The organism is Modestobacter versicolor, assembly GCF_041028285.1.
GTDB classification, from domain to species: domain Bacteria; phylum Actinomycetota; class Actinomycetes; order Mycobacteriales; family Geodermatophilaceae; genus Modestobacter; species Modestobacter versicolor_A.
Genome location: NZ_JABGDB010000001.1, coordinates 55,926 through 80,127, shown reverse-complemented (window position 1 = coordinate 80,127; position 24,202 = coordinate 55,926). Strand labels below are relative to the sequence as shown.

General features: G+C 75.5%; 22 protein-coding genes and 1 tRNA gene. 8 read left to right on the top strand and 15 right to left on the bottom strand.

Annotated elements, in window-relative coordinates; translation table 11 throughout:
* Position 1 precedes the first annotated feature (1 nt).
* Both HL054_RS00390 and HL054_RS00385 read left to right on the top strand, forming a co-directional pair.
* Entirely contained in the window at positions 2–1,996 is a 1,995-nt protein-coding gene (locus HL054_RS00390) for a VWA domain-containing protein (RefSeq protein WP_369136700.1), read from the top strand.
* 126 nt (positions 1,997–2,122) lie between these two features.
* Positions 2,123–2,587 carry a GNAT family N-acetyltransferase gene (locus tag HL054_RS00385; RefSeq protein ID WP_369136699.1) on the top strand — a complete coding sequence of 155 codons (465 nt, stop codon included), beginning with the start codon at positions 2,123–2,125 and terminating at the stop codon, positions 2,585–2,587.
* Here the strand turns inward: HL054_RS00385 and HL054_RS00380 are convergent.
* Positions 2,580–3,947 carry a DUF2252 domain-containing protein gene (locus HL054_RS00380; RefSeq protein WP_369136698.1) on the bottom strand — a complete coding sequence of 456 codons (1,368 nt, stop codon included), beginning with the start codon at positions 3,945–3,947 and terminating at the stop codon, positions 2,580–2,582. The two genes, HL054_RS00385 and HL054_RS00380, sit on opposite strands and share 8 nt — an antisense overlap.
* 85 nt (positions 3,948–4,032) lie before the next feature.
* Here HL054_RS00380 and HL054_RS00375 point away from each other — a divergent pair, with 85 nt between their 5' ends.
* Positions 4,033–5,052, top strand: a complete 1,020-nt coding sequence (locus HL054_RS00375; RefSeq protein ID WP_369136697.1) for an SGNH/GDSL hydrolase family protein — start codon at positions 4,033–4,035, stop codon at positions 5,050–5,052.
* A gap of 106 nt (positions 5,053–5,158) precedes the next feature.
* Positions 5,159–6,379 carry an acetyl-CoA C-acetyltransferase gene (locus tag HL054_RS00370; RefSeq protein WP_369136696.1) on the top strand — a complete coding sequence of 407 codons (1,221 nt, stop codon included), beginning with the start codon at positions 5,159–5,161 and terminating at the stop codon, positions 6,377–6,379.
* 160 nt (positions 6,380–6,539) lie between these two features.
* Here the strand turns inward: HL054_RS00370 and HL054_RS00365 are convergent, their stop codons facing one another.
* From HL054_RS00365 to HL054_RS00355, 3 genes are all read right to left on the bottom strand, one after another.
* The gene (locus HL054_RS00365) at positions 6,540–7,355 is read right to left on the bottom strand and encodes a Bax inhibitor-1/YccA family protein (protein ID WP_369136695.1); all 816 of its coding nucleotides are present in this window, start codon (positions 7,353–7,355) and stop codon (positions 6,540–6,542) included.
* A 122-nt stretch (positions 7,356–7,477) separates the two neighbouring features.
* Positions 7,478–7,551 (bottom strand) — tRNA-Leu (locus HL054_RS00360).
* A 1-nt stretch (position 7,552) separates the two neighbouring features.
* Positions 7,553–8,320, bottom strand: coding sequence for a uracil-DNA glycosylase (locus tag HL054_RS00355; RefSeq protein WP_369136694.1), 768 nt, complete (start codon positions 8,318–8,320; stop codon positions 7,553–7,555).
* 44 nt (positions 8,321–8,364) lie between these two features.
* Between HL054_RS00355 and HL054_RS00350 the strand changes: the two genes are divergently transcribed.
* The gene (locus HL054_RS00350) at positions 8,365–8,691 is read left to right on the top strand and encodes a DUF4235 domain-containing protein (RefSeq protein WP_369136693.1); all 327 of its coding nucleotides are present in this window, start codon (positions 8,365–8,367) and stop codon (positions 8,689–8,691) included.
* Here HL054_RS00350 and HL054_RS00345 read toward each other — a convergent pair.
* From HL054_RS00345 to eno, 4 genes are all read right to left on the bottom strand, one after another.
* Positions 8,688–9,638 (bottom strand): Ppx/GppA phosphatase family protein, encoded by a 951-nt coding sequence (locus HL054_RS00345; protein WP_369136692.1) that lies wholly within the window; start codon positions 9,636–9,638, stop codon positions 8,688–8,690. The genes HL054_RS00350 and HL054_RS00345 overlap by 4 nt on opposite strands.
* Positions 9,635–10,216 carry a DUF501 domain-containing protein gene (locus HL054_RS00340; protein WP_369136691.1) on the bottom strand — a complete coding sequence of 194 codons (582 nt, stop codon included), beginning with the start codon at positions 10,214–10,216 and terminating at the stop codon, positions 9,635–9,637. Before HL054_RS00340 ends, HL054_RS00345 begins: the two co-directional genes overlap by 4 nt.
* A 22-nt stretch (positions 10,217–10,238) precedes the next feature.
* Entirely contained in the window at positions 10,239–10,787 is a 549-nt protein-coding gene (locus HL054_RS00335) for an FtsB family cell division protein (protein WP_369136690.1), read from the bottom strand.
* Between the two features lie 85 nt (positions 10,788–10,872).
* The gene (eno, locus tag HL054_RS00330) at positions 10,873–12,153 is read right to left on the bottom strand and encodes a phosphopyruvate hydratase (RefSeq protein WP_369136689.1); all 1,281 of its coding nucleotides are present in this window, start codon (positions 12,151–12,153) and stop codon (positions 10,873–10,875) included.
* A 104-nt stretch (positions 12,154–12,257) separates the two neighbouring features.
* On the opposite strand from eno, the gene HL054_RS00325 reads away from it, so the two are divergent.
* A complete protein-coding gene (locus HL054_RS00325; protein ID WP_369136688.1) occupies positions 12,258–13,226 on the top strand; it encodes a DUF3592 domain-containing protein in 969 nt (322 codons plus the stop codon).
* Here HL054_RS00325 and HL054_RS00320 read toward each other — a convergent pair.
* The 4 genes from HL054_RS00320 to HL054_RS00305 all read right to left on the bottom strand — a co-directional run bounded on the left by HL054_RS00320 (position 13,223) and on the right by HL054_RS00305 (position 19,379).
* Positions 13,223–14,131 carry a MazG family protein gene (locus tag HL054_RS00320; protein ID WP_369136687.1) on the bottom strand — a complete coding sequence of 303 codons (909 nt, stop codon included), beginning with the start codon at positions 14,129–14,131 and terminating at the stop codon, positions 13,223–13,225. The genes HL054_RS00325 and HL054_RS00320 overlap by 4 nt on opposite strands.
* 4 nt (positions 14,132–14,135) lie before the next feature.
* On the bottom strand, positions 14,136–15,143 hold the full coding sequence (locus HL054_RS00315) for a peptidylprolyl isomerase (protein WP_369136686.1): 1,008 nt from the start codon (positions 15,141–15,143) through the stop codon (positions 14,136–14,138).
* Between the two features lie 57 nt (positions 15,144–15,200).
* Complete coding sequence (mfd, locus tag HL054_RS00310; RefSeq protein ID WP_369136685.1) at positions 15,201–18,746, bottom strand: transcription-repair coupling factor; 3,546 nt, start codon at positions 18,744–18,746, stop codon at positions 15,201–15,203.
* A 147-nt stretch (positions 18,747–18,893) separates the two neighbouring features.
* Positions 18,894–19,379, bottom strand: a complete 486-nt coding sequence (locus tag HL054_RS00305) for an adenylyltransferase/cytidyltransferase family protein (RefSeq protein ID WP_369136684.1) — start codon at positions 19,377–19,379, stop codon at positions 18,894–18,896.
* A 352-nt stretch (positions 19,380–19,731) separates the two neighbouring features.
* On the opposite strand from HL054_RS00305, the gene HL054_RS00300 reads away from it, so the two are divergent.
* Positions 19,732–20,946 carry a YveK family protein gene (locus HL054_RS00300; protein ID WP_369136683.1) on the top strand — a complete coding sequence of 405 codons (1,215 nt, stop codon included), beginning with the start codon at positions 19,732–19,734 and terminating at the stop codon, positions 20,944–20,946.
* A 102-nt stretch (positions 20,947–21,048) separates the two neighbouring features.
* Here the strand turns inward: HL054_RS00300 and HL054_RS00295 are convergent, their stop codons facing one another.
* Positions 21,049–21,255 (bottom strand): VOC family protein, encoded by a 207-nt coding sequence (locus HL054_RS00295; protein WP_440347907.1) that lies wholly within the window; start codon positions 21,253–21,255, stop codon positions 21,049–21,051.
* A 48-nt stretch (positions 21,256–21,303) separates the two neighbouring features.
* Here HL054_RS00295 and HL054_RS00290 point away from each other — a divergent pair, with 48 nt between their 5' ends.
* The gene (locus HL054_RS00290; RefSeq protein WP_369136682.1) at positions 21,304–21,642 is read left to right on the top strand and encodes a MarR family winged helix-turn-helix transcriptional regulator; all 339 of its coding nucleotides are present in this window, start codon (positions 21,304–21,306) and stop codon (positions 21,640–21,642) included.
* Between the two features lie 4 nt (positions 21,643–21,646).
* Here the strand turns inward: HL054_RS00290 and HL054_RS00285 are convergent, their stop codons facing one another.
* Complete coding sequence (locus HL054_RS00285; protein WP_369136681.1) at positions 21,647–22,897, bottom strand: O-antigen ligase family protein; 1,251 nt, start codon at positions 22,895–22,897, stop codon at positions 21,647–21,649.
* A complete protein-coding gene (locus HL054_RS00280; protein WP_369136680.1) occupies positions 22,894–24,153 on the bottom strand; it encodes a hypothetical protein in 1,260 nt (419 codons plus the stop codon). The genes HL054_RS00285 and HL054_RS00280 overlap by 4 nt, the downstream gene beginning before the upstream one ends.
* Positions 24,154–24,202 lie beyond the last annotated feature (49 nt).

Below are 24,202 nucleotides of genomic sequence, written 5' to 3'. Positions count from 1 at the left end.
CGTGACCGGACGCCGCCCGAGGGGCTACCGGTACGGCCAGTGGCGCGGCGGGCCCGACCCGCTGGCCCCGCCCTACGACGTCGCGGCCGCCGTCGACGAGATCGGCGACCAGGTCCTGGCCGGCAGCGGGGTGCGCGAGGCGATGCGCGACCTGCTGCGCCGCGGCATCGACGGCCGGCGCGGGCTGGACGCCCTGCGCCGGTCGGTCCGCGACCGGCTGCGCGAGGCGCGGCAGGCCGGCCGGATGGACGGCACGCTGGAGCAGGTGCGAGAGCTGCTGGACCAGGCGGTGGAGGCCGAGCGCGGCGCGCTCTTCCCCGACCCGGACGACGCCGCCCGGCTGGCCGAGGCCGAGCTCGACGGCCTGCCGCAGGACACCGCCGGGGCCGTCCGCGCGCTCAAGGACCACCAGTGGCGGTCCCCGGAGGCGGCGCAGGCCTACCAGCAGATCCAGGACCTGCTGCGCCAGGAGGTGCTCGACAGCAACTTCCAGGGGATGAAGCAGGCGCTGCAGCAGATGCAGGACGGCGACGGAGCCGCGATGCAGGCGGTCAAGGACATGGTCGCCGACCTGTCCGCGCTGGTCGACGCGCACAACCGCGGCGAGGACACCGACCAGCAGTTCGCCGACTTCATGCGCAAGCACGGGCAGTTCTTCCCCGACGACCCCCAGACGGTGGAGGAGCTGATCGACTCCCTCGCCCGCCGGGCGGCGGCGCAGGAACGGATGATGGCCGGGTTGTCCGCCGAGCAGCGCGCCGAGCTGCAGGACCTGATGGGCCAGGCGATGGGCGACCTGGGCCTGCAGAGCGAGATGGCGCACCTGTCCGACGCGCTCCGGCAGGCCCGCCCGGACCTGCCCTGGGGGCAGCGGGGTCCGGTGCCCGACGGCGAGCAGCCGCTCGGCCTGGGTGACGCGACGACGGCGGTGGCCGAGCTGGCCGACCTGGAGTCGCTGTCCCAGCAGCTGTCCCAGGGCTACGCGGGGGCGTCGCTGGCCGACGTCGACGAGGAGCTGCTGGAGCAGGCGCTGGGCCGCTCCGCCGTCGACGACCTCGCCGCGCTGCGCCGGCTGGAGCGCGAGCTCGAGCGGCAGGGCTACCTGCAGCGCTCCGACGGCGCCCTGCAGCTGTCGCCCAAGGCGGTGCGGCGGCTGGGCGCCACGGCGCTGCGCCGGGTGTTCGCCCAGCTCGACGCCACCGGCCGCGGGGAGCACGACGTCGCGGACGCCGGGTCGGCGGGCGAGCTCACCGGCGCCTCACGGGAGTGGCGGTTCGGCGACGAGCAGCCGCTGGACGTCGTCCGGACGGTGCGCAACGCAGTGCTCCGGACGGCGGGCACCCCGCGGGCCGACGGGCAGCGGCAGGTGCGCATCGCGGTGGAGGACTTCGAGGTCGTGGAGACCGAGCGGCGCACCGGCGCGGCCGTGGCGCTGCTGGTCGACCTCTCCTACTCGATGGCGCTGCGCGGCACGTGGGGTGCGGCGAAGTCGACCGCGATGGCGCTGCACTCGCTGGTGACCACCCGGTTCCCGCAGGACGCGATCGAGATCATCGGCTTCTCCTCGACCGCGCAGGTGCTGCGGCCGGAGACGCTGGCCGAGCTGAGCGTCGACACCCTGCAAGGCACCAACCTGCAGCACGGCCTGATGCTGGCCCGCCGCTTCCTCGGCCGGCACCGGGACGCCGAGCCGGTGGTCCTGGTGGTCACCGACGGCGAGCCCACCGCGCACCTGGAGGACGACGGGACGCCGTACTTCTGCTGGCCGCCCATGCCGGAGACGATCGCCCGGACGGTGGCCGAGGTGGAGCGGGTGGCCCGGTCGGGCGCCACGCTCAACGTGTTCGCGCTGGACCCGGAGCCGGCACTGGTCGAGTTCGTGCACGACATCACCGCCCGCGCCGGCGGGCGGGTGTTCCAGCCCGACAGCGACCGGCTGGGCGAGTACGTCGTGGCCGACTACCTCCGGGTCCGCCGGGGTGGCCGCGGCCGCTGACGGCGGGTCTTCGATCAGGTCCCCTGATCAACGGGCGTCCTCCCGCAGCAACGCAGGTGCGGGAGGACGGCCTCTGATCAGGGGACCTGATCCAAGCGCGGGGGCGGCGCGAGGAAGATGGACGCCGTGAGCAGCGAGCCGGGCGCGGGGACGATCACCATCGAGCAGGTCGACGCCCCGGCGACGTACGCCCTCCGCGCCCAGGAGCTCCGGCAGGGCCGCCCGGTGGAGATCGACGGGGACGACGCCCCGTACGCGCTGCACCTGGCCGCCCGGCTGGACGGCGACGAGGTGGTCGGCGTCGTCCGCTTCCACCCGCGGGACTGCCCCTGGCGGGAGGGCGAGGGCTCCTGGCAGCTGCGCGGCATGGCCACCGACCCGCGGGTCCGCGGGCTGGGCGTCGGCCGGGCGCTGGTCGCCGCCGGCCTCACCCGGGTGCAGGCCCGCGGCGGCGACCTGGTGTGGTGCGACGCCCGCAAGGCCGCGGTCGGCTTCTACCAGCGGATCGGCTTCACGATCGTCACCGCGGAGTACGACCTGCGCCCGGTCGGCCCGCACGTCGGGATGCTGATCGAGCTGCCCATCAGGTGAGGGGCTGGGCTCCGCTCGAGCTGATGCCGGGGATCTGACCGGCCCGGAACGCGTCGACGAAGAGCCGGTGGTCCTCGCGGGTGCGCCGGGCGTACTGGTGGGCGAAGTCGACGAGGTCGGCGACGAACTCCTCGCGCCGGTCCCCGATCATCGTGGTGATCGCCTCCTCGGTCTGGAACGGCACCAGGGTGTGGTCGCTGTCGGCGTCCCCGACGCAGTGCAGCTTGGCCGTCGCCCGACCGAGCTGGGTGAGCACCGGGCCGATCTCGTCCGGCTCGGTGAGGTCGTCCCAGTCCAGGTCGACCTCGTAGGGCGACAGCTCGGCCACCACGAAGCCCACCCCGCCGATCTCGGTGTGCCCGAGGAACTGCGAGGCGTTGGCCTGCAGCGCCCGCTGGCTGACGGCGGTGCGGTGGCCCTCGTGCTCGAAGTAGGCCCGGATGTCCGGGTCGTCGACGATGCGGCTGGGCGCGGGCACGTTGCCCTGCTTGACCGACAGCACGACGTCGTTCTCCAGCGCCTGGTCGTACCCCTCGAGCAGCACGTTGTAGGCCGGCAGCCCGGCGCTGCCGATCCCGAACCCGCCCGTGCCGACGACGTCCTTCACGTCGTAGGCGACGTCCCGCCGCCGGCGCGGCGGGTGCACGGTCTCCCGGTACCGGTCGACGGCGCGCAGCACCTCGGCCCGCTCCGCGTCGTCCAGCTTCCGGTTCCGCGGCCCGTCGGCGAACCGCCGCTCGTACCCCTCCACCACGGTGAGCCGGCCGAGCAGGTCCAGCCGGGTGCGCGCGGTGGTCGCCAGGACGACGTCGTGCACCGCCCCCTCGGTGTTCTCCCGGACCAGCGCGAACGACCGGTCGTCGTCGTCACGGGTGAACGCCTCGATCTGGTCCAGGTACGCGCCCAGGTAGGTGCCGAGCATCTCGGCGATGACGTCGTCGGCGAACGCCTTGCGCCAGGCGAGCAGGGCGAAGCTGGCCGCGAACCGGCGCAGGTCCCAGCTGACGTGGCCCAGGTAGGCCTCGTCGAAGTCGTTCACGTCGAAGACGATCCGCCCGGCGCCGTCCATGTAGGTGCCGAAGTTCTCGGCGTGCAGGTCACCCTGGATCCACACCCGCGACGTCCGCTCGTCACTCCACGGGTCCTCCGTGGTCGCCATGTCCGCGTAGAACAGGCAGGCGGACCCCCGGTAGAAGGCGAACGGGTCGGCCGCCATCTTGCGGAACTTGGTGCGGAAGGCGTCGGCGTCGGCCGACATCAGCGCCGAGAACGCGTCGACGAGCACGTCGACGATCTGCTGCTGGCGCTGCACGCCGTCGGGGTTCTCGCCAGCAGGGGTGAGGGGAGTCCGGTCGGCCACGAGCCCACGGTAGGGGGTGGCTAGCCTGAAGATCAGCTCCCGCCCGCCGGACGCGGCCGGCGAGCCGGAGGAGAGGACGGGCCGGGTGACGCGAGCGAGCAGGGCGCGGCGGCTGGCGACCGCCGCCGCCTACGGCGGTGGCGGCGTGGGCCTGGCCGGGGCCGCCCTGGTGACCCTCCTGCGCGAGGAGGCCCGGGCCGCCCGCCGCCGGGTGATCGCGAACCGTGCGCAGGCCGACCCGCCCACCGGCAACGGCGTCTACGGGCGCGGCCGCGGCAAGCCGATCGTCTTCGCGGTGCTGGGCGACTCCAGCGCCGTCGGGCTGGGCGTGGACCACGCCGGCGGCACCCCCGGCGTGCTCATCGCCTCGGCGCTGGCCGAGCTGGCCGAGCGCCCCGTCCGGCTGGTCAAGTTCGCCCGGTCCGGCGCGGTGTCCCGGGACCTCGCCGGCCAGGTCGAGCAGGCGCTGCCCGAGCACCCGCAGGTCGCCCTGATCATGATCGGCGCCAACGACGTCACCAGCCGGGCCCGCCCCGCGGAGTCCGTCCGGGCGCTCGCCGAGGCGGTGCGCGCGCTGATCGCCGCGGACTGCCAGGTCGTCGTCGGCACCTGCCCGGACCTGGGCACCGTCCGGCCGATCGCCCAGCCGCTGCGGGTCCTGGCCCGCCGGTGGAGCCGCCAGCTGGCCGCCGCCCAGACCATCGCCGTCGTCGCCGAGGGCGGCCGCACCGTGTCCCTGGGCTCGGTGCTCGGCCCCTCCTTCGCCACCGACCGCGAGCTGTTCAGCACCGACGAGTTCCACCCCTCGGCCGCCGGCTACGCCGCTGCCGCCGCGTCGCTGCTCCCCTCGATCGCCGACTCGCTGGGGGTCTGGCCCGCGGCGGCCGACCGCGGCCTGCGGCTGCGCCGGGACACCGTCCGCCCGGTCGCCCGGGCCGCGGCCAAGGCGGCCGGGCGCACCGGCACCGAGGTGCAGCCGACCGAGGTGCGCGGGGCGGAGAGCGGGCCCCGCGGACCGTGGGCACGGCTGCGCCGGCGGCGCCCGGTCGAGATCCCCCCGGTCGAGCAGGCCGAGGAGGCCGCGCGCACTCCCGTCTCCTCCTGAGCCGGTGCGCCGCGCCCGCGAGGGTCCGACCTACCCGGGGGTAGCTTGAGGACGACCCGACGTCCGTCGCCGCCCGCGGGTGGCGCGCCTCATCGTGGAGGACACCATGCCCGAAGCCGTCATCGTCGCCGCCGCCCGCTCCCCCATCGGCCGCGCGTTCAAGGGGTCGCTGAAGGACCTGCGGCCCGACGACCTGGCCGCCACCATCACCCGCGCCGCCCTGGACCAGGTGCCGCAGCTCGACCCCACCGACATCGACGACCTGATGCTCGGCTGCGGCCTGCCCGGCGGCGAGCAGGGCTACAACATGGGTCGGATCGTCGCCGTCCTGATGGGCATGGACCACCTGCCCGGGACGACGGTCACCCGCTACTGCTCCTCCTCGCTGCAGACCACCCGGATGGCGCTGCACGCGATCAAGGCCGGCGAGGGCGACGTGTTCATCTCCGCCGGCGTGGAGATGGTGTCCCGCTTCGTCAAGGGCAACTCCGACGCCATCCCGGACACCCAGAACCCGCGCTTCGAGGCCGCCGCCGCCAAGGTGGCCAAGGCCGCGGAGAGCGGCGCTGACTCCTGGCGCGACCCGCGCGAGGACGGCGAGCTGCCCGACGCCTACATCTCCATGGGGCAGACCGCGGAGAACCTGGCGCTGGTCAAGGACGTCTCCCGCGCCGAGATGGACGAGTTCGCCGTGCGCAGCCAGAACCTGGCCGAGCAGGCCATCGCCAGCGGCTTCTGGGCTGACGAGATCACCCCGGTCACCACCCCCGACGGCACCGTGGTCAGCACCGACGACGGCCCGCGCGCCGGCACCACCCTCGAGGGCATCGCCGGCCTCAAGCCGGTCTTCCGCCCCGACGGCCGGGTCACCGCGGGCAACGCCTGCCCGCTCAACGACGGCGCTGCCGCCCTGGTGGTCATGAGCGACACCAAGGCCCGCGAGCTCGGGATCACCCCGCTGGCCCGGATCGTGTCCACCGGCGTCACCGGCCTGTCGCCGGAGATCATGGGCTACGGCCCGGTCGAGGCCACGAACCAGGCGCTCGCCCGCGCCGGCATGTCCATCGGCGACATGGACCTGGTGGAGATCAACGAGGCCTTCGCGGCGCAGGTCATCCCCAGCTACCGCGACCTGGGCATCGACATCGACAAGCTGAACGTGCACGGCGGCGCGATCGCCGTCGGCCACCCCTTCGGCATGACCGGCGCCCGGATCACCGGCACCCTGCTCAACGGCCTGCGCGCCCGCGACGGCCAGTTCGGCCTGGAGACGATGTGCGTCGGCGGCGGCCAGGGCATGGCGATGGTCCTCGAGCGCCTGAGCTAGCGGTTCCGCCCCCGCTGCCGTTGATCATCGGCATCCGGCTGCCGGCACGCCGCCGGGCACCGCCGGATGCCGATGATCAACGGCCGTCCGACCCCGCACATGACCGTGGCCCGACCCCCTCGCGGGGACCGGGCCACGGTCATGTGGTGCAGGGGTGCGGTTACTCGCGGAAGTAGCTCAGCAGCCGCAGGATCTCGATGTACAGCCAGATGACCGTGACGAGCAGGCCGAAGGCGATGTACCAGGCGAACTTCGGCGCGACGCCGCGGCGGATGGCCTCGTCGGCAGCGTCGAAGTCCAGCAGCAGCATGAACGCCGCGATGCCGATCATCAGCAGGCTGAAGCCGATCGCGACCGGGCCGCCGTCCCGCAGGTTCAGCGGGTCGCCGGTGGTGAACATGCCGACCAGGAAGTTGACCAGCAGCAGCACGAGCGCGCCGACGGCGGCACCAACGACCCAGCGGGTGAGCTTCGGCGTGACCCGGATGGCGCCGGTCTTGTAGACCACCAGCATGCCGGCGAAGACGCCGAACGTGCCGATCAGGGCCTGCATGACGATGCCCGGGTAGATGTCGTTGAAGGCCTCGCTGATCGCGCCGAGCGCGATGCCGTAGAGGACCCCGTAGGCCAGCGTCGCCACCGGGTTGGCGATCTGCTTGAACGAGATCACCAGGCCGAGGACGAAGGCGACCAGGACGGCCGGGAGGGCCAGGCCCCACGCCAGCGACTCGGGCAGCACGGCCCAGGTCACGGCGGCGGACACGACCGTCACCAGGAAGCTGATGCCGGTCTTGGTGACGACGTCGTCCATCGTCATGTAGGCGCGGTCGGTGGCCGCGTACGGGGTCGGCGCCGAGTACGGGTCGTACTGGGCGGGTGCGCCGCCGTACGTCTGCTGCGGGCCTGCGCCCCAGCTGCCGGACTGGCTGCCGGCCGCGGGGAAGCCCCGACTGAAGGCCGGGTTGCTGCTGGGCATCGTCATCTCCTCGAGGTGACTGGTCGGTCCGTGGGGCACAGCCTCTCGCACCCCACGCTGTCCGGTCCAACGCCGGGTGGGCCCGGCGAGTTCCCACCGGGCCACGACCACCCGGACGGGTGTGCCCCCGGTCGGGATCGAACCGACACTGGGACCCTTTTAAGGGGCCTGCCTCTGCCGATTGGGCTACGGGGGCGTCAGCTGCCTGAGCTTGCCAGCTCCGTCGCCCGGTGCAGCACGGCGTCCAGCATCGGCTCGGTCAGCCGGCCGGTGAAGGTGTTCTGCTGGCTCACGTGGTAGCTGCCCAGCAGGGTCAGCGGGCCGGCCGGACCGGTGAGGGTCACCTCGACCCCGTGGCCGAACGCCGGCCGCGGCCGGGGCAGCGCGTACCCGGCCGCACCGAGCACCGGCCACAGCGCCGTCCAGCCGAACCCGCCCAGGACGACGACCGCCCGCAGCCGCGGCAGCAGCGCCAGCTCGCGGGCCAGCCACGGCGAGCAGGTGTCCCGCTCGTCCGGGGTGGGCGCGTTGGCCGGCGGGGCGCAGCGCACCGCGGCGCAGACCCGGACGGCGGTGAGCTCCAGCCCGTCGTCCTTCGCCACCGAGGTGGGCTGGTTGGCCAGCCCGGCCCGCCAGAGCGCGGCGAAGATCCAGTCGCCGCTGCGGTCGCCGGTGAACACCCGGCCGGTCCGGTTCCCGCCGTGCGCGGCCGGCGCCAGGCCGACGACGGCGATCCGGGCGTCGGCCGGCCCGAGCCCCGGCACCGGCCGGCCCCAGTACTCCTCGGCGCGGAAGGACGCCCGCTTGACCTCGGCGACCTCCTCCCGCCAGGCCACCAGCCGCGGGCACGCCCGGCAGCCGGAGATGCGCTCGTCCAGCACCGCCAGCTCGCGGGTGCCGGCGGCCGCGCGCCGCACCCCGCCCGCGGTCCGGGTGACGGGGAAGCCGTCGGCGTCGCGTGCCACGTGCCCCAGCAGACCAGATCGTCCCCCGCGCACCCAAGGCGGGCATGATCGCCACCGTGGCGAAGACGACGAAGGCACCGAAGGTCAAGACCCCCCTGCTCTACAAGGCGCTCGGCCTGGGGATGGCGGTCCCGACCGGCATCGTGGTGAAGAAGGCCGCCGACGCCGCCTGGCTCAAGGTGCGCGGGTACCCGCCGCCGAAGAACCCGGCCGCCCCCGGCGTCAGCTGGCCCGACGCGCTGGCCTGGGCCGCGGCGTCCGGCGTCCTGTACTCGTCGGGCCGGCTGGTCGCCGCCCGCGGCGCCGCGGCGGCGTACCAGAAGATCACCGGGCAGCTGCCGCCCGGCGTGAACACCGACAGCGCCGCCTAGGAGCGCGCCAGCCGCAGCGCGATGCCGTCGAGGATGTCGTGCTCGCTGACCACGACATCCTCCAGGTCGAAGGCGTCCATGACGACCCGCAGCACCAGGGCGCCGGCGCCGATGACGTCGACCCGGCCCGGGTGCATGACGGGGTGGGCGGCCCGCTTTGCCCGGGTGGCGCTGAGCAGACCGGCGGTCACCGACCGGACGGCGGCCACCGGGATGCGCGAGCCGTGGATGGCCACCGGGTCGTAGGCGGGCAGGCCGAGCGCGAGCGCCGCCACGGTCGTGACCGAGCCGGCCAGCCCGACCAGGGTCGCCGCCTCCCGCACCGGGACGTCGGCCGCGACCAGCTCGAGGGCCGCCCGCACGTCGGCCTCGGCGGCCTGCACCTCGTCCGGCGGCGGCGGGTCGCCGTGCAGGTGCCGTTCGGTGAGCCGCACGCAGCCGACGTCCACCGAGCGGGCCGCGCGCACGCCGGTGGCGTCGCCGAGCACGAACTCGGTCGAGCCGCCGCCGATGTCGACGACCAGGAACGGCGGCCGGGGCGGCTCGGTGCCGTGCACCCCGGCAGCGGCGGCCAGCGAGGCGGTCGCGCCCAGGTAGGACAGCTCCGCCTCCTCCAGGCCCGGGACGACGTCGGGCAGCTGGCCCAGCGTCGCGGTCACCATCGCCTCGAAGTCGGCCCGGTTGGCGGCGTCCCGGCTGGCGCTGGTGGCCACCATCCGGACCCGCTCGGCGCCGAGCTCCCGCGCCTGGGCGGCGTACTCGGCGAGCACCACCCGGGTGCGCTCGATCGCCTCGGGGGCCAGCCGGCCGGTGGCGTCGACGCCCTGGCCGAGCCGGACGACCTCCATCCGGCGGAGCAGGTCGGTGTGCGCGCCCTCGGCCGGGACGTCGGCGACCAGCAGCCGGATCGAGTTGGTGCCGCAGTCGATGGCGGCGACCCGGGTCACGCGCGCACGCCCGGGGCGCCCGGCACCGCGTCGTCCGCGGACCGGACGTCCGCCGGGTCCTGCGCCGACGGCCGGGCGCAGGGGCCGGCGGCCCACCACTCCCCCATCTCGGCCACCGCGCGGTCCCCGATCGGGTTGACGCCCAGCCCGGCGGCGAGCGCGTGGCCGGCCAGCGCGTGCAGGCACTTCACCCGGTCGGGCATGCCCCCGGCGCTGGCCCGGGTGGGGAGCACGTCCCGGGCGTCGCGGGTGACCAGGAACGACTCGTGCGCCGCACGGTAGGCCGCCGCGAGCCCGGGGTCGGTGGCCAGCTCGTCCTGCCACACGCGCATCCGGCCGGCCGACTCCAGCCGGCTTGCCGCCGCGGTCGCCCGGGGGCAGGTCAGGTAGTACAGCGTGGGGAACGGGGTGCCGTCCTCCAGCCGCGGCGAGGTCTCGACGACGTCGGGCTGACCGCACGGGCAGCGGTGCGCGACGCCGACCAGGGCGCGCGGCGGGCGGCCGAGCTGACGGGCGATGACGGCCCGCTCGGCGTCGGTGACCGGCGGCGGGACCGGCGCGGGATCGGGACTGCTCACCCGAGGAGTGTCCGCCAGCGGGCTAGTCGTCGGTGCCAGGGGGGTCGCCGTCGGCGGCGGCCACCGAGCCGATCAGCGCCTCGTACCAGGGCACCGCGCCGGACTGCCGGGCGTCCTGCGCCGGGGCGTCGGCGGTGTCCCCCGGGTCTCCGGCGTCGCCGACGATGATCAGCCGGTCGCCGGGCAGCACCATCGTCAGCCGCTCCCGGGCCTCCTGGGAGATGTAGGCCGGGTCGGACTGCCGGTCCAGCTGGGACTGCAGCTCGGCGGCTCGCTGGGTGAGCGCCTCCTGCTCGGCGGCCAGCTCGGCGAGCTCCTGGCGGCCGGCCACGTACTGGCGCAGCGGCCCGGCCAGGGTGAGCGCCAGCAGCAGCACCAGCGCGCCGAGCAGCACGGCCTGGCCGGTGAAGCGCGGCCCGCGCCGGGCGGTGGCGCTGCGGGCCGGGCGCCGGGTGGTGCGCCGTCCGGGACGGCTGTCGGCCGAGCCGCGCGCACCGGCCCGCACCGGCCGCGACGGGGTCCGGCGGCGGCTGCCACCGGACCTGCCGCGGCGCGGGCGGGCCTGGCTCACGACATCTCCTCGCTGGCGCTCGTCGAAGCCGTTCGCCGAGCTGCTCTGCACATGGGTGAGCTCGCGAGCTCGCTCACGGTCCGAGTCAGCCGCGGGCGAGGCGCGGGAACGCGGCGGCGCCGGCGTAGCGGGCGGCGTCGTCGAGCTCCTCCTCGATCCGGAGCAGCTGGTTGTACTTGGCCACGCGCTCGCTGCGGGCCGGGGCGCCGGTCTTGATCTGCCCGCAGTCGGTGGCGACCGCGAGGTCGGCGATCGTGGTGTCCTCGGTCTCGCCGGACCGGTGGCTCATCATCGAGCGGTAGCCGTTGCGGTGGGCCAGGTTGACCGCGTCGAGGGTCTCGGTGAGCGTGCCGATCTGGTTGACCTTGACCAGCAGCGCGTTGGCCGCGCCGCGGGCGATGCCGTCGGCCAGCCGCGTGGGGTTGGTGACGAACAGGTCGTCGCCGACGAGCTGCACGCGGTTGCCCAGGGCGGAGGTCATGGCGACCCAGCCGTCCCAGTCCTCCTCGTCGAGCGGGTCCTCGATGGAGACGATCGGGTAGGCGTCGACCAGGCCGGTGTAGTACTCGATGAGGTCGTCGGACGACTTCGTCGACCCCTCGAAGGCGTAGCCCTCGGCGCCGTGGAACTCGCTGGCCGCGACGTCCAGGGCGAAGGCGATGTCCGTGCCGACGGTGTAGCCGGCGGCCTGCACGGCCTCCACGATCAGGTCCAGGGCGTCGCGGTTGCTGGGCAGCGACGGGGCGAACCCGCCCTCGTCGCCCAGGCCGGTGGACAGCCCGCGCTTCTTCAGCACGGCCTTGAGCGCGTGGTAGGTCTCGGTGCCGACCTGCAGCGCCTCGGCGAAGGAGCCGGCGCCGATCGGGGCGATCATGAACTCCTGGACGTCGACGTTGCTGTCGGCGTGGGCGCCACCGTTGACGATGTTCATCATCGGCACCGGGAGCAGGTGCGCCGAGGGGCCGCCGACGTAGCGGAACAGCGGCAGGCCGGCGGACTCCGCGGCGGCCTTGGCGACGGCGAGGCTCACGCCGAGGATCGCGTTGGCGCCGAGCCGGGACTTGTCGGGGGTGCCGTCGAGGTCGATCAGCCGCTGGTCGAGCAGCCGCTGCTCGGAGGCCTCGAAGCCGACGAGCTCGGGGCCGATGACGTCCAGGACGCCGTCGACGGCCTGGGTGACGCCCTTGCCGCCGTAGCGCTCACCGCCGTCCCGGAGCTCCACCGCCTCGAAGGCGCCGGTCGAGGCGCCGCTGGGCACCGCGGCCCGGGTGATCGTCCCGTCGTCGAGTGCCACCTCGACCTCGACGGTGGGGTTTCCGCGCGAGTCGAGGATCTCCCGCGCGCCTACTGCATCGATGCTGGCCACGGGCTGCAGCCTAGCCAGCCCGGCGGCCCCCGCGGGACACCCGGCGGCGACGGGTCGGCACACGGCGGCCGGACGGCGCGGCCCAGCTGGGACGATGGCCCGCGATGACCACGCCGCTGTCCTCGCCCACCACGCCACGGCCGCACCGGCGCGCCGTCGCCCAGCTGTGGCTCGGCGTGGTGCCGGTGCTCGTGGTGGCGGTCGTGCTGCTGGTCGTGCTGGTCGTGCGGCTGGGCGACGTCCGGGCGCCGCTGGACGCCGCCACGGCCACCGCGACGGCGACCGTCACCGAGGTCGGCACCGCGCCGGACGGCCGCGGGCTGGGCGTCACCTTCCCGGGCGGGAACGGCGCCGAGCGCACCGGCACCGTGGAGCTGGACCGCCCGCTGGACGTGCCGGTGGGCGCGGAGCTGACCGTGCGGTACGACCCGGACACACCGGACGGGTCGCCCGTGCACGCCGACGGGGACGCCGCCTCGGCCGCGCTCGGCGACGTGCTGTTCGGGCTCTTCGCGGTCGTCCTGGTGCTCGTCGTGTGCAGCGTGCTGACGGCGGCCCGGCTGCTGGGCCGGCCCCGGCTGCGCGGCCGCCGCGCCGTCCGCGTCCCCGCCACCCACGTCGTCGTCCGGCAGGGGCTGCTGGTGCGCAGCTGGCTGGAGCTGGACACCACCGCCGGGCTGCGCTGGGTGCCGGTGCACTGGAGGCCGGAGCTGGACCGGCTGGTGCCGGGCACCCGGGTCGAGGTGCGCGGCGACCCGGCGCAGGACCGGCTGGTGCTGCCGGTGCTCGACGGCGCCGAGGTGTGGCCGTCGGGCCGGGTCCGGGACCGCCAGCCCCGCGGCGACCTGCGCCAGGCCGGTGTCGACCCGACGGCCCCCGACGTCGGCCTCGCCCGGCAGGTGCGGGCCGACGGCGTCCCCCCGCTGGTCGCGCCGGTGCTGGGCCTGCTCTGGGCCTACGTCGACAGCAGCGGGGTCAGCGGCTTCCTGGTCGCCACCGCCCTGTCGGCAGCGGTGCTCTTCTGGGTGCCGCAGCTGCTCGGGTCCGACCCGCGGGCGCCCGGCCGCGCCTAGCCCGCCTGGTGGGCGGCGGCGTCCAGCTCGCCGGCGTAGCGGCGCACCGCCTCGCGCAGCGCGTCCTCGACGTCCCAGCCGCGCTCGGCGGCCGCGACGACCACGCCGAGCAGCTGCTCGCCGAGCGCCTCGGGGCTGTCCACCGACAGCTCCCCCGCGGGCGGGGTGGGCAGCCCGGCGCGGGCGGCCCGGCGGGCCAGGGCGGCGCCCCACGCGGCGGCCGGCTGCGAGCGCGACACCCCCTCGGTCGGCGAGCGGCGCTGCTTCTCGGCCTTCTTGATCTCGTCCCACCCGGCCTCGACCTGCGCGACGTCCCGGGGGCCGGCGTCGGCGAACACGTGCGGGTGCCGACGGACCAGCTTGTCGACCAGGTCCCCGGCGACGTCGTCGACGTCGAACCGGCGCCCGTCGGCCGCCTCGGCGGCCACCCGGGCGTGGAAGACGACCTGCAGCAGCACGTCGCCGAGCTCCTCGCGCATCGCCGCCGCGTCGTCGTCCACGATCGCGTCGTAGGCCTCGTGCGCCTCCTCCAGCAGGTAGCCGCGCAGCGACGCGTGGGTCTGCTCGGCGTCCCAGGGGCAGCCGCCGGGCGAGCGCAGCCGGTCCATCACGGTCACGACGTCCAGCAGCCGGGCGCCGGCGGGCTCGGGCGCGCCGTCGACCCGGGGCACGTCCGGCCAGCCGGCCGCCTCGTCGGCGGTCGCGAGCAGGACGGTGTCGCCCTCGGTGCCGCTGACGTCGGTGACGTCGGTGACCGGGCACCCCTCGGCGCGCAGGGCGGCGGCGGTCGCGGCGGCGCCGGGCAGCGCGAGCACCAGCGGGGCGGCGCCCACGGCGCGCCAGCCGGCGGCCGCGAGGAGCCCGGGGAGGCGGGGGCTGACGGTGACGACGAGCGTGACGGGCACCCGGTCAGTCTGCGGCAGGCCCCGGAGCGGCGTCCGGCGCCCCCGCCGACCCGGCCTCGTCGAGCAGCCGCACCACGCCGCCGTCGCCGGCCACGACCTGCTCGTCCTCCAGCACGCCGTAGCGCGGGTTGACGTCGAGGTCCAGGTCGTCCCGCACGGCGGCGACCCGGGCGAGGCCGGCCTGCTGCGCCTCGCCGGCGGCCTGCTCGGCCAGCTGGTCGCGGACGTCGTCGAACGTGGGCGCGGTGACCGCGCTCACGAAGCCGACCACCACGCCACCGGCCTGGGGCACCGACCGGGTGAAGCCCTGCCCCGCCGCGGTGGCGGCGATCGGCTCGGCCAGCACCTCGGGCAGGTCGGCGGCCGCGAACGACTGGACCTCGGGCAGGGTGTTGTCGCCGGGGTGCTGGGCCGCGACCGCCGGGTAGCTGGCCGGGTCGGCGGTCAGCTGCGCCAGCACGGCGTCGGCGGTGGCCTGGTCGGGCACGGTGATGATGCCGAGCACCGTCTGGTCCAGCTCGCCGGCGGACTCGTCGTACCGCGCCTGCAGGCCGGCGTCGGAGAGGTCCGCGTCCCCCTCGGCCTCGGCCACCCGCTCACGGACCAGCTGCTGGCGCACGTTCTCGAAGACGTCCTCGGCGTTGGCGCCCTGCTGCTGGGCGACCTGGGCGTACACCTCGGCCGGGTCGTTGTCGCCGAGCAGCTCGGCCAGCCGCGCCCGGACGTCGGCGTCGGACACCTCGACGTCGTAGCGGCGCGCGACCGCGGCGTACACCTCCTCACCCACCCGCAGGCTGAGCACCTGGCGGGTGAAGCCCACCTCGTCGTCCGCGGCGTAGGCGGCGATGCCGGGGTCGGCGAGCCGCTCGGCCACCGCGTCGTCCAGTTCGGCGACCGTCACCTGCTCGTCGCCGACGTAGGCGGCGACGTTCGGCGAGGTGCGGCAGCCGGCCAGCCCCCCGAGGCCGGCGGCACCGACGAGCAGGACGGCGAGGAGTCTGCGGCGCTGCACGCGGCCGAGCGTGCCACATCGGCTGTGACCCAGGCCGCACCCCGCCGCGCCCAGGGGTCAGGAGGCGACGGCGACCTGCTGCTCGAGGACGGCGGACAGCAGCGCGTGCAGCTTCTCCAGCAGGGCGACGTCCCGCAGCGGCGTCCGCCGGTCCGGCGCCACCGGCACCTTGATCGACACGGTGCGCACGGCCTCCTTGTAGGTGGCGCCGTCGGCCAGCCGGGCCAGCTTCATCACCTGGGACTCGCGCAGCTCCACCGGGCTGACCCGGATCGACTTGCCCTGCATCGACACCTCGGTGACCCCCAGCCCGCGCATCGCGGCGCGGAACCGGGCGACCGCCAGCAGGTTGAGCACCGGTGCCGGCGCCGCCCCGTACCGGTCGGTGAGCTCGTCGAGCACGGCCTGGGCCTGGTCGTCGTCCTGCACCGAGGCCACCTTGCGGTAGGCCTCCATCCGCAGCCGCTCGCCGGGGACGTAGTCGTGCGGCAGGTGCGCGTCGACGGGCAGGTCGACCCGCACCTCGGCCGGCTCCACCGCCGGGGACTCCCCCGTCGCCTGCGCCCGGTAGTCGCTGACCGCCTCGCCGACGAGCCGGACGTAGAGGTCGAAGCCGACGCCGGCGATGTGCCCGGACTGCTCGCCGCCCAGCAGGTTGCCCGAGCCGCGGATCTCCAGGTCCTTCATCGCCACCGCCATGCCGGCGCCGAGGTCGGTGTTGTGCGCGATCGTGGTCAGCCGGTCGACCGAGGTCTCGGTCAGCGGGCGGGACGGGTCGTAGGTGAAGTAGGCGTAGGCCCGCTCCCGGCCACGGCCGACCCGGCCGCGGATCTGGTGCAGCTGGGAGAGCCCGAAGGTGTCGGCCCGGTCGACGATCAGGGTGTTGGCGTTGGGGATGTCCAGCCCGGACTCGACGATCGTGGTGGCGACCAGGACGTCGTACTCCTTCTCCCAGAAGCCGACCATGATCTCCTCGAGCTGGTGCTCCTTCATCTGGCCGTGGCCGACCGCGACCCGCGCCTCGGGCACCAGGTTCCGGATCTTGGCCGCCGCCTTGTCGATGGACTGCACCCGGTTGTGGATGACGAACACCTGGCCGTCGCGGAGCAGCTCGCGCCGGATCGCCGCGGCCATCTGCTTGTCGTCCCAGGCCCCGACGTAGGTGAGCACCGGGTGCCGCTCCTCGGGCGGGGTGAGGATCGTCGACATCTCGCGGATGCCGGTGAGGCTCATCTCCAGGGTGCGCGGGATCGGGGTCGCCGACATCGACAGCACGTCGACCGCCGTCCGGACGCTCTTCAGGTACTCCTTGTGCTCGACGCCGAAGCGCTGCTCCTCGTCCACGATGACCAGGCCGAGGTCCTTGAACCGGGTGGTCGGCTGCAGCAGCCGGTGGGTGCCGACCAGGACGTCGATCTCCCCGGCGGCCAGCTTCCGCAGCGTCTCGGTGCTCTCGCTCGCCGACTGGAACCGGGACAGCACGGCGACGGTCACCGGGAACTGGGCGAACCGCTCGGAGAAGGTCTTGAAGTGCTGGTTGGCCAGCAGCGTCGTCGGCACCAGGACGGCCACCTGCTTGCCGTCCTGCACCGCCTTGAACGCCGCGCGGACCGCGATCTCGGTCTTGCCGTAGCCCACGTCGCCGCAGATGATCCGGTCCATCGGCACCGGCTGGGCCATGTCCGCCTTGACCTCGTCGATGGCGGCCAGCTGGTCGGGCGTCTCCTGGAACGGGAAGGCGTCCTCGAGCTCGCGCTGCCAGACGGTGTCCGGGCCGAACGCGTGGCCCTTCGTCGCCATCCGGGCCGAGTACAGCCGGATGAGCTCCGCGGCGATCTGCTTGACCGCCTTGCGCGCCGACGCCTTGGTCTTCTGCCAGTCCGCGCCGCCCAGCTTGGACAGCGCCGGGGCCTCGCCGCCGACGTAGCGGGTGAGCTGGTCGAGGGAGTCGGTGGGCACGAACAGCCGGTCCGGCGGCTGGTTCCGCTTGCCGGGGGCGTACTCGACGATCAGGTAGTCGCGCTGCCCGCCGTGCACGGTGCGGCTGACCATCTCCACGTAGCGGCCGATGCCGTGCTGCTCGTGCACGACCAGGTCGCCGGGCTGCAGCTGCACCAGGTCGACGGCGTTGCGCCGCCGGGCCGGCATCTTGGTGGCGTCCTTCATCGAGGTGCCGCGCTGGCCGGTCAGGTCGCCCTCGGTCACCAGCGCCAGCCCGACGGAGGGGAAGGCGAACCCGGACTCCAGGTTGCCCTGGGTGATCAGCGTCGGGCCCGGCTGCGGGGCGGCCTCGATGCCGGGCACGAGCCGGGCACCCAGGTCGGCCTCGGTGAGCTGGTCGGCGGCGCGCTGGGCGGGGCCCGGGCCGGCGAAGGTCAGCACCACCCGCCAGCCGTCCCGGCCCCAGCCGCGCAGGGCGTCGAACGCGCGGTCCTGGTCGCCGTGGAACCGCTCGACGCCGGTGGCGTCCAGCGTCACGTGCGCCTCGTCGTCGTCCGGGCTGAGCGTGAAGACCCCGGTCGTCCACCAGGGCAGCCCGCGGCGGCGGGCGGCGTCCTCGACGTCGGCGAGGTCCTGGAAGGACGACGCCCCGAGGTCGATCGGCGCCTGCCCGGCCTCGGCGGCGGTCTGCCAGGAGGCGGCGAGGAACTCTTCGGCGGTGCGCACCAGGTCCGCGGCCCGGCTGCGCACCCGCTCCGGGTCGCAGACCAGCACGTGCGTGCCCGGGGCCACCAGGTCGGTGAGCAGCTGCATCTGCGCGCCGCCGATCAGCGCCGGGATCAGCGACTCCATGCCCTCCACGGCGATGCCCTCGGCCAGCTTGCCGGCGACCTCGGCCAGCTCGGGGTGGTCGAGCGCCAGCTGGGCGGCCCGCGCGCGCACCTCCCCGGTGAGCAGCAGCTCCCGGCAGGGCGGGGCCCACAGCCGCTCCGGCCGCTCGTCCAGCGAGCGCTGGTCGGCGGCGGAGAAGTACCGCAGCTCGTCGACCTCGTCGCCCCAGAACTCCACCCGCACCGGGTGCGGCTCGGTGGGCGGGAAGACGTCGAGCAGCCCACCGCGGACGGCGAACTCGCCGCGCTTCTCCACCAGCTCGACCCGGCTGTAGGCGGCGTCGGACAGCGCCTGCGCCACCGCGTCGAGGTCGGCGGACTGCCCGGGGACCAGCTCGACCGGCACCAGGTCACCGAGCCCCGGCGACAGCGGCTGCAGCACGCTGCGCACCGGCGCGACCAGCACGTCGACCTGCGCGCCCGGGCCGGGGTGGGCCAGGTCGCGGAGCACGGCCAGCCGGCGGCCGACGGTGTCCGCCCGGGGGCTGAGCCGCTCGTGCGGCAGCGTCTCCCAGGCCGGGAACACCTCGACCCGCTGGTCGGGGACGAAGCAGCGCAGCAGCGAGACCAGCGCGTCGGCGTCCCGCTCGCCGGCCGTCACGACCAGCACGGGCACGCCGGCGCCCGGCGCGCGGGCGGCCAGCGCGGCGGCGACCAGCGGCTGGACCGGCGGCGGTGCGGTGACCGCCAGCTCGGCCGTCCCGGCCTGCGCGACCACCTGCGCCATGCCGGGGTCGGTCAGGACGACGTCGAGCACGCCGCGCAAGCTCACGGAGGTCACTCCTGGTTCCGGGGGCCGCACGCAGCGCGCCGGGTGCACGCGGGGGCCCACGCCCAGGTTAGACGCAGGACGCCACTGCCCCCCACTCCTCGCGGGCTCGCAGCGGGCCCCTGCGGCCTGGCCGACGGGCAGGCCGGGTCAGGAGCTGAGCGCGTGCACCCGGGCCGCGGGCTGGTCGCCGGTCATGGTGGCCAGCGCCTTGCGCAGCATCGTGCTGGAGGTGTGCATCGTGTACGGGAAGTAGTGCACCTGGACGCCGACCGCGGCGAAGTCGCGCTCGAGCTTGTCGCCCTTGGGGGTGCCCCGCCAGTCGTCGCCCTTGAAGATCACGTCGAAGCCGACCTCGCGCCAGGTGTCGACCTTGTCCGGGACGACCTCGGCGTGCACCGCGGCCACGAAGCGCAGGTTGCGCACGATCTCCATCCGCTCGGCCAGCGGGACCACCGGCAGCCGGCCCTTGGTCTGCAGCAGGACCTCGTCGGAGACGACGCCGGCGACCAGCAGGTCGCAGTGCTCGGCAGCGTGCTTGAGGATGTTCAGGTGCCCGATGTGGAACAGGTCGTAGGCGCCCGGGGCGTAGCCGACGACCGGGCGGGGGGAACCGCCGCTGGTGGAACTGGACACGAGCACACTCCCTGACTTCCGACACGCTCCGTGACTGCCGGACCGGGTGTCCCCGGCCCTGCTGGAGCTCGTGAGGTCACGTTAGGGAGATGCGGTGACCCAGCGTGAGGTGTACACGTTGAATTCACCCGTTGGGGCGGGCGGGACGACCTGATCGGTGGGCGCCCTCCCCAGCGCCGCTGCACGCCGTGGTCCGCGGGCCGGCCGGGGCACCTCCCCATCGGGTGAGACCCCCCGCCGACGACCGCATCCGGCCTGGTCAGCGCCGTAGCCTCGGACGAGGACCAGGAGCACCGGGCGCGCGCCGAGCGCGCTCCCGGCGCCCGGCGGGCGTGGACAGGGAGACGGCGACATGGAACTGCGCGACTACGGGACGGCCCTGCGCCGGTACTGGACCACGTGGCTCGGCGTCGCCCTCACCGGCCTGCTGCTCGCCCTGGTCGTCGTGCTGGTCACGCCGCCGACGTACCAGGCCACCGCGCAGGTGTTCGTCGCCAGCGTCGACGGCGGCACGAGCGGCTCGCAGTTCGTCAACCAGCGGGTGACCAGCTACCCGCAGGTCGCCGACAGCCGCACCGTCCTGGCGCCGGTGATGGACGACCTCGACCTCACCGAGTCCTTCGCCGACCTGCGCAAGCGGGTCAGCGCGACCAACCCCGTCGACACCTCGCAGATCGAGATCGTGGTCACCGACGGCGACGCCGGCCGCGCCGCGCAGATCGCCAACGCGGTCGCCGAGCGCTTCGGCACCGCGGTGGAGGAGCTGGAGCAGCCGGGCGTCGGCGCCTCGCCGGTCAGCCTGACCGTCACCAACCCGGCCACCGTGCCGGCCTCCCCCATCTCCCCGGTGCCGACCCTGTTGCTGCCCCTCGGCCTGGTCGTCGGGCTGGCGCTCGGGGCGGCCGCCGCCGTCGTCCGGAGCCGGCTGGACACCCGCCTGCACGGGCCGGACGACGTCCGGGCCGCCTGGGGCCCCGGCGCCGAGCAGCTGGTCGTGCACGCGGCGCCGGGCGGGCACCTCCGCCGGTCGCGGTCGGCCCACCGGCCGACGACGTCGCTGGCCCGGCAGCTCGAGCCGATGGCGGAGCACGCGCCGGTCCGGGTGCTGGTCATGTCGCCGGCGCCCGACCGGACGGAGGCCGCCCAGGCGGTCGTCGACGAGGTCGCCGCCGAGCTGACCGCCTGGGAGGTGCCGGTGCTCGACGCCGACGCACCGGCCGGTGACCGGCCCGGCGTCCAGCTCCGGCTGGGGTCCCCGCAGTCCTCCCCGCGCGAGTGGCGCCGGGCGACCGCCGAGCACGCCGGCGTCGTCCTGGTCGTGGAGCCCGGCCGGGTGGACCGGGCCGACCTGGCCGAGCTGCGCTCGATACTGGACGCCGCCGGCGTGCCGGTGCTCGCGGTGGTCGTCCCGGTGCCCGAGCGGCGACCCGGCCGGCGGTCCCCGGCCGTGCCGGCCACGACCGAGCCGCGGACGACGCCGGCCGCTGCTGCCGTGCCGGCACCGGCCCGGCCGGTCGAGCCGAAGGCCCCCGCCGCCCGGGGCGCCGTCCCCGCCGGCCGCCGCTGACCCGTCGACCCGGCCGGCTCCCCGGCCGGGTCCCGTCGTCGTGCAGAGATCGTCGTGTCCCGCATCGGGAGACGACGATCTCCGCACATCGGCGCCGGCGGCTCAGGCGCGGTCGTGCAGGGTGACCTGGTAGCCGTCCGGGTCGGCGAAGGTGAAGGTGCGCCCGAACGGGCCGTCGACCGGCGCGGCGACGATCCGGTGGCCGTCGGCGACCAGGGCGTCGTGCACGGCCTGGACGTCGGTGGCGTTCAGCCAGATCGCGGCGCCGATGCCGGGCTGGGCGACCGCGTCGAGGTCGGTGCCGGGCACGACGTCGCGGAGGGCGAACGCGATGGGCGTCGTCTCGAAGACGACGGCGTGCGGCGGCCCGGCCTCGAGCTGCTGGCCCAGCGTCCGGGTCTGTCGAACTCCGAGCTCGCGCGCGGTGCGTTCGTCACCCGCCAGTCGATGAACGTGCTGCTCCAGGCGCTCGAGCGGGAGGGCCAGGTGACCAGGCCCGCGGAGCCACCCGTGGGGAAGGTGCTGCCCACGCGGCTGACGCCTCGTGGCCGGCAGCGCCTCGCGGAGGCGACCGCGGCGGTCCGGGGCGTCGAGCTGCGGATGCTGGCCGGCCTGAGCGAGACCGAGCAGGCGGACGCGTTCCGCGCCCTGCAGAAGATGGTCCGCTCGCTGCGCGACGGCGACCGCGGGGCCTGAGGCGTCAGCTGCGGGGCGGGGTGACCGGGGGCCGCCCGGCGGCGGCCTCGGTGCGCAGCCGCTCCCGGGACGCCGACTCCGACAGCAGCGAGACGGCGAGGAACAGCAGGAACGCCGGGCTGGCGTCGAACAGCCCGCTCTCCAGCAGGCTGCGGCCGACCAGGAACACCCACAGGCCGACGAAGAGCACCCGGTGCGGGTACGGGGCGCGCAGCGCGCCGCGGGCCACCCACAGCACCCAGGCCAGCGCCACGAACAGGCCCAGCAGGCCGGTCTGCACGAGCAGCGAGGCCCAGCTGCTGTCCAGCGGCTGGGTCTTCCAGTACTGGCCGGTCACCGGGATGATCTTGATGTTCAGCCCGCCGCCGAAGACCGCCTGCCACCCGGACTCGGCCCAGCCGGCCGCGGCCCGCCAGGCGATGAACCGGGAGTCCAGCGTGCTGGTGCCGTCGCCGCCGCGCTCCGCGAAGCCGGCGAGGAAGCCGGTGCTGACCGCGCCCACCACGCCCAGGGCCCCGACCACGAGGGCGCCGACGACCAGGCCCACCCGCGGCCGCCGGACGTGCAGGGCCATGACGGCGACGCCCAGCAGCAGCATGAGCAGCGCCGTCCGGGAGCCGGTGGACCACAGGACCGCCAGGAAGTACCCGCTGCCGACGGCGATGCCCCAGCCGGCCTCCCCCATGACCACCCGCCAGGCGAGCACGAGCAGCGGGATGCCGGCGAGCAGGGCCAGCGCGTTGGGGTCCATGGCCGGCAGCCCGCCGGCCAGCCGGCCCTCGGTCATCCCGGGCAGGCCGGTCAGCGAGGCGACCACCGCGATCGCGCCGGCTGCCCAGGCCGTGCGGCGGAGCACCTCCAGCGCGGGTGCGGCGCGGAGCAGGAAGAACACGGTGCCGCCGAGGACTGCGACCCGGACCGCCATGACGCCGCCGCCGAGCAGCTGACCGTGGGTGAGCGCGCCCCACACGGAGCTGCCCAGCACGACGCCCAGCCCCCAGACCGACAGGGTGCCCAGGCGGTGCCGCCGGCCGGCGGACGCCAGCCCGACGGCCAGCGCCAGCCCCAGCCCGGCGACCAGCGCCTTGGCGAGCACCACCGGGTCCAGCGAGCCGGAGAAGTAGGCGCCCCGCCGCCAGTCGACCGCGCCGAGCACCATCAGCAGCGCGGCCACCTGGAGCACCGGCGAGCTGCGGCGCCGGAGGCCGGCGTCCGCGGGTCCGGTGGGGGCGGGGTCGGTGAGCACGTGGGTCATGCGGCGGCCGGCTCCAGGGCGGGGCGGTCCGCGGTGCTCCGCACCAGCGGCAGCAGCACGGCCCGGCGGACGGCGACGGCGGCGAGCACCGGGCCGAGCGTGAGCGCCAGCGGCGTCCAGGGCACCCCGCCGTCGACGACGAGGAGCAGCAGGGCGACCGCGGCGAGCGAGACGAACTCGAAGCTGCGCAGCGCCAGCACCCGGCGCTGGCCGCCGTGCACGGAGGCCAGGCTCGAGTAGGGCAGCAGCACCGCGCTGGCGACCGCGTAGACCGACCAGCCGGCGACCGCGGCGGCCGGCACGGCGTAGCCGCCGCCGGTGAGCACCGGCCCCAGCCACGGCAGCGCGAGCAGGGCCAGCACGCCGACCGCACCGACGGCCAGGGCGAGCCCGGCGGCGGCCCGGTCGGCGGCCCGGAGCCCCGCGGCCGGGCCGGCCGGGCGCAGCGAGACGAAGTGCGGGAGCAGGAAGCTGCCGAGCCCGGCGACGAGGACCAGGGTCGGCGCGGTGTAGACCCGGGCCGCCTCGAGCGGTCCGTAGGCGGCAGCGCCGGCCACCGCGACGACCAGCAGCCGCAGCAGCGTCAGCAGCGCCGGTCGGATGGTCTGCGCGGCGGCGCGCCAGCTGCCGAAGGACACCACCGCGCCCAGGGCCGGGTGCCGCCACGGCCCGCGCGGGCGTTCGGCGGCCGGGAGCACCGCCCAGGCGACGACCGCGGCGGCCGACTGCCCGGCCAGCAGGGCGAGGACGAACGAGGCGAGGGAGAGCCCACCGGTCCGGTCGGCCACCAGCAGGGTGGCCAGCGCGACGACCAGGCTGGTGACGTCGACCGCGGGCAGCGACCAGAACCGCCCGGCCGCCATGAGCAGCCGGCGCAGGGTGTCCTCGACGATGAAGGCGGCGGTGGCGGCCCCGAGCAGCAGCCCGGCCCAGGCCGGCAGGACGCCGGTGGCCACCCCCAGCACGCAGCCGGCCAGCCCGGCGGTGCCGGACACCAGCGCGGTGCTGACGTGCAGGCCGGCCCGGATGCCGGGGTCGGTGCGGTCGAGCACGGTGAGCGAGTCGCCGACCAGACCGCTCGACACCGCGGTGGCCAGCACGATGGCGCCGTAGGCGAGGGAGAAGGTGGCGAGCCCGGCGGCGCCGAGCGCCCGGGCCGCGGCCACCTGCAGGACCAGCCCGGCGAGCGCGGACGTCACCTGACCGGCGAGCGCGCCGGTGGCGGGTCGCCGCAGCAGGCGCACCACTCCGGTCACCGTCTGATCCTCCCCGCAGCGACGCCCGGTGCCGCTGCTGCGGCACCGG

Coding starts and splice junctions, on each gene's coding strand:
- HL054_RS00350 (WP_369136693.1), top strand. CDS start 8,365: ATGATCGCCACCGTGGCGAAGACGACGAAGGCACCGAAGGTCAAGACC.
- HL054_RS00325 (WP_369136688.1), top strand. CDS start 12,258: ATGACCACGCCGCTGTCCTCGCCCACCACGCCACGGCCGCACCGGCGC.
- HL054_RS00300 (WP_369136683.1), top strand. CDS start 19,732: ATGGAACTGCGCGACTACGGGACGGCCCTGCGCCGGTACTGGACCACG.
- HL054_RS00365 (WP_369136695.1), bottom strand. CDS start 7,355: ATGCCCAGCAGCAACCCGGCCTTCAGTCGGGGCTTCCCCGCGGCCGGC.
- HL054_RS00370 (WP_369136696.1), top strand. CDS start 5,159: ATGCCCGAAGCCGTCATCGTCGCCGCCGCCCGCTCCCCCATCGGCCGC.
- HL054_RS00285 (WP_369136681.1), bottom strand. CDS start 22,897: ATGACCCACGTGCTCACCGACCCCGCCCCCACCGGACCCGCGGACGCC.